Genomic DNA, 3,320 nt, shown 5'->3' on the forward strand with positions numbered 1-3,320 from the left:
CCGCGGCCACCGCTGCGTCCGCCCAGTCCCGTAGCGCCGTCACCAGGCCGGCGGCCCTGGCCGTGAGCACCGCAGGCACCGCCGACTGCCCGACGTCGGACCCGCGCAGAGCCTCGACATCCAGTGTCGGCCAACGGAAGCCGCCGAGCTCGTCGGCGGCGCGCCGCACGGAATCGGCCGACGCCCGCAGCCGGCCCGGATCGACCTCGGTGTGTCCCCCCATGCCTCATGCTGACAGATTCCGGGTGGGCGGCGCCGACGTTATCCACAGGGGCCGCGCCGCCTCCACGGAGACACGTCGGCGCCCGGACCAGTGCGATCGTCGCGCAGCCGTGACAATCGGTGACGGCAGTGTCAACGCCAGTCGCCGCGGCGCGCGTTCGACGGCTTGCCCGCATGTACCGCACGGCACCCCGTAAGCTCGACAGTGTGCAGCGACGAATCATGGGCATTGAAACCGAATTCGGCGTGACCTGCACGTTCCACGGCCATCGCCGGCTCAGTCCGGACGAGGTCGCCCGGTATCTGTTCCGCCGGGTGGTGTCGTGGGGCCGCAGTTCCAACGTCTTCCTGCGCAACGGCGCGCGCCTGTACCTCGACGTGGGCAGCCACCCCGAGTACGCCACCGCCGAATGCGACAACCTCACCCAACTGGTGACCCACGACCGTGCCGGCGAGCGGGTGCTCGAGGACCTCCTCATCGACGCCGAACAGCGGCTGGCCGACGAGGGCATCGGCGGCGACATCTACCTGTTCAAGAACAACACCGACTCGGCGGGCAACTCCTACGGCTGCCACGAGAACTACCTGATCGTGCGCGCCGGCGAGTTCTCCCGCATCTCCGACGTGCTGCTGCCGTTCCTGGTGACACGCCAGCTGATCTGCGGCGCGGGCAAGGTGCTGCAGACGCCGAAGGCCGCGACGTTCTGCCTCAGCCAGCGCGCCGAACACATCTGGGAGGGCGTGTCGAGCGCGACCACCCGCAGCAGGCCGATCATCAACACCCGCGACGAGCCGCACGCCGACGCCGAGAAGTACCGCAGGCTGCACGTCATCGTCGGCGACTCCAACATGTGCGAGTCCAGCACCATGCTCAAGGTGGGCACCGCGTCGCTGGTGCTCGAGATGATCGAGGCCGGCGTTCCGTTCCGCGACTTCTCCCTGGACAACCCGATCCGCGCCATCCGCGAGGTCAGCCATGACCTGACCGGGCGGCGGCCGGTGCGGCTGGCCGGCGGGCGTCAGGCCAGCGCCCTGGACATCCAGCGCGAGTACTACGCCCGGGCCGTCGAGTACCTGCAGACCCGCGAGCCGGACTCCCAGATCGAGCAGGTCGTCGACCTGTGGGGCCGCCAGCTCGACGCGGTGGAGAGCCAGGACTTCGCCAAGGTCGACACCGAGATCGACTGGGTGATCAAGCGCAAGCTGTTCCAGCGCTACCAGGACCGCTACGACATGGAGCTGTCCGACCCGAAGATCAGCCAGCTCGACCTGGCGTACCACGACATCAAACGCGGCCGCGGTGTGTTCGACCTGCTGCAGCGCAAGGGCCTGGCCACCCGGATCACCACCGACGAGGACATCGAGGCGGCGGTGGACACCCCACCGCAGACCACCCGGGCCAAGCTGCGCGGCGAGTTCATCAGCGCGGCACAGGAAGCCGGCCGCGACTTCACGGTCGACTGGGTGCACCTCAAGCTGAACGACCAGGCTCAGCGCACGGTGCTGTGCAAGGACCCGTTCCGGTCGGTCGACGAGCGGGTCAAGCGCCTCATCGCCAGCATGTAGGGCGCCGAGCGGCTGCGCGGAGCACTCGCTTCGTTCTGCTCGCGGCCCCGCCGGTGCGAGGAAACGGACAGCACAAGCCCTAGGCTTGACTGTGTGGCGACCTCCAAAGTCGAACGATTGATGAACCTCGTGATCGCGCTGCTGTCGACCCGCACCTTCATCACGGCCGACCGCATCCGTCAGGTGGTCGCCGGTTATGCCGACAGCCCCAGCGACGAGGCGTTTGCGCGGATGTTCGAGCGGGACAAGAACGAGCTGCGCGACCTCGGCATCCCGCTGGAGACCGGCCGCGTCTCCCAGTTCGACCCCACCGAGGGGTACCGGATCAACCGCGACGCCTACGCGCTGCCCGCCGTCGAGCTCAGCGCCGACGAGGCGGCGGCCGTCGCGGTCGCCACCCAGCTGTGGGAGTCGCCCGAGCTGATCACCGCCACGCAGGGCGCGCTGCTCAAACTGCGGGCGGCCGGCGCCGACGTCGACGTCGCCGACGGCGTGGCGATCACCTCCACCGCGGCGCTGCCGGGTCTGCGCGGATCCGAGGAGGTGCTCGGGGTCCTGCTGGCCGCCATCGACGCCGGCCGGGCCGTGCAGTTCGGCCACCGGCCGTCGCGCAGCGAGCCCTACACCACCCGCACCGTCGAGCCGTGGGGCGTGCTGACCTACCGCGGTCGCTGGTATCTCGTCGGCCACGACCGCGATCGCGACGCCACCCGCACCTTCCGGCTGTCGCGGATCGGCGCCGAGGTCACCGCCATCGGCCCGGTCGGCGCCGTCCGCATGCCCGACGGCGTGGACCTGCGCGACATCGTGCACCGGGCGGTGGCCGAATGGCCCACCGGAGGGCAGGCCAAGGTGTGGGTGGCCGACGGCCGCGCCACCGCGCTGCGCAGGCAGGCCACCGTGATCGGGCCCCGCACGCTGGCGGGCCGCCCCGGCGAGGAGATCGCCGTCGACATCGGCATGACCGACCGGCTGGCCCGCGAGATCGCCAGCTTCGGCGCCGATGCCGTTGCGCTGGAGCCGGAGTCGCTGCGCGAGGACGTGCTGGCCCGGCTGCGGGCACACGCCGAGAGCGGAGTGACGTCATGAGCGCCGTCTCGACGCGGCTGGTGCGGCTGCTCAACATGGTCCCGTACTTCCAGGCCAACCCGCGGATCACCTACGCGGAGGCCGCATCCGACCTCGGTGTCTCCGTCGGGCAGCTCCGTGAGGACATCAACCAGCTGTGGATGTGCGGTCTGCCCGGTTACGGCCCCGGCGACCTCATCGACTTCGAATTCTCCGGCGACACCATCGAAGTGACCTTCTCCGCGGGCATCGACCATCCGCTGCGGCTGACCTCCCCGGAGGCGACCGGCGTGCTGGTGGCGCTGCGGGCACTGGTCGACGTGCCCGGCATGGTCGACCCCGAGGCGGCGCGCAGCGCGATCGCCAAGATCGAGTCGGCAGCCGGCGCCGCCGGTCATGACATCGGCGATGCGGTGACCGCCGTCGACGAGCGCGCCCCGGCGGAGAGCGAGGCGGCCGCCGCG

3 protein-coding genes and 1 pseudogene are annotated in these 3,320 nt (G+C 70.6%); 3 read left to right on the top strand and 1 reads right to left on the bottom strand.

From position 1 onward, the window contains the following. Positions 1-223: DUF7162 family protein (locus Q2100_RS30445; RefSeq protein ID WP_302917014.1), on the bottom strand; the 223-nt coding region annotated here is incomplete at its 3' end. A 206-nt stretch (positions 224-429) separates the two neighbouring features. Between Q2100_RS30445 and pafA the strand changes: the two genes are divergently transcribed. From pafA to Q2100_RS30460, 3 genes and pseudogenes are all read left to right on the top strand, one after another. Further along, positions 430-1,788, top strand: coding sequence for a Pup--protein ligase (gene pafA, locus Q2100_RS30450; protein WP_264012757.1), 1,359 nt, complete (start codon positions 430-432; stop codon positions 1,786-1,788). A 93-nt stretch (positions 1,789-1,881) separates the two neighbouring features. Continuing rightward, on the top strand, positions 1,882-2,877 hold the full coding sequence (locus Q2100_RS30455) for a helix-turn-helix transcriptional regulator (protein ID WP_302917015.1): 996 nt from the start codon (positions 1,882-1,884) through the stop codon (positions 2,875-2,877). After that, positions 2,874-3,320: pseudogene (locus Q2100_RS30460) on the top strand (protein pafC); the annotation flags it as partial. The gene Q2100_RS30455 and the pseudogene Q2100_RS30460, both read left to right, overlap by 4 nt.

The sequence above is a fragment of the Mycolicibacterium arseniciresistens genome (genome assembly GCF_030519285.1).
Classification (GTDB): domain Bacteria; phylum Actinomycetota; class Actinomycetes; order Mycobacteriales; family Mycobacteriaceae; genus Mycobacterium; species Mycobacterium arseniciresistens.